The sequence below is a fragment of the Pseudomonas sp. K5002 genome, from assembly GCF_013386655.1.
Lineage (GTDB): Bacteria > Pseudomonadota > Gammaproteobacteria > Pseudomonadales > Pseudomonadaceae > Aquipseudomonas.
The window spans coordinates 1-444 of the sequence record NZ_JACARK010001575.1; the positions used below are offsets into that span (position 1 = coordinate 1).

At 64.9% G+C, this 444-nt stretch carries 1 protein-coding gene and 1 pseudogene; both read left to right on the forward strand.

Annotated elements, in window-relative coordinates:
• Positions 1-273: FAD-binding protein (locus tag HX846_RS38030; protein ID WP_218645538.1), on the forward strand; the 273-nt coding region annotated here is incomplete at its 5' end.
• Between the two features lie 10 nt (positions 274-283).
• Positions 284-444, forward strand: a pseudogene (locus HX846_RS38035) (electron transfer flavoprotein subunit beta); the annotation flags it as partial.

Here is a 444-nt window from a genome sequence, read left to right on the forward strand (position 1 = left end):
GACGACGGCTTCATGGCGCGCGATCGCCAGGTGGGCGCCAGCGGCACATGGGTCACTGCACGGGTTTACGTGGCGGTGGGGATTTCCGGGGCGATCCAGCACCTGCAAGGCATTGGTGCCTGCGACAAGGTGGTGGCGATCAACCTCGACCCGGGCTGCGACATGATCAAGCGTGCCGACCTGTCGGTGATCGGCGAAAGCGCCGCGATACTGCAAGCCTTGATCGTTGCGGTCGAGGCCTACCGCCACGGTGCCAAGCGCGATGCAGCTTAAGGAAATGGCCATGACGACGAATGTAATCAGCCTGGTGTCCATCGGTGCACACCCGACTTCCGGCCGTCCACGCCGGGCCGAGCAAGACGCGCGCGCAGTGGAACTGGGCCTGCAACTGGCAGGGGATAACCTGCAAGTGCTGCACGCCGGCGACATCGGCGAACCCACCCT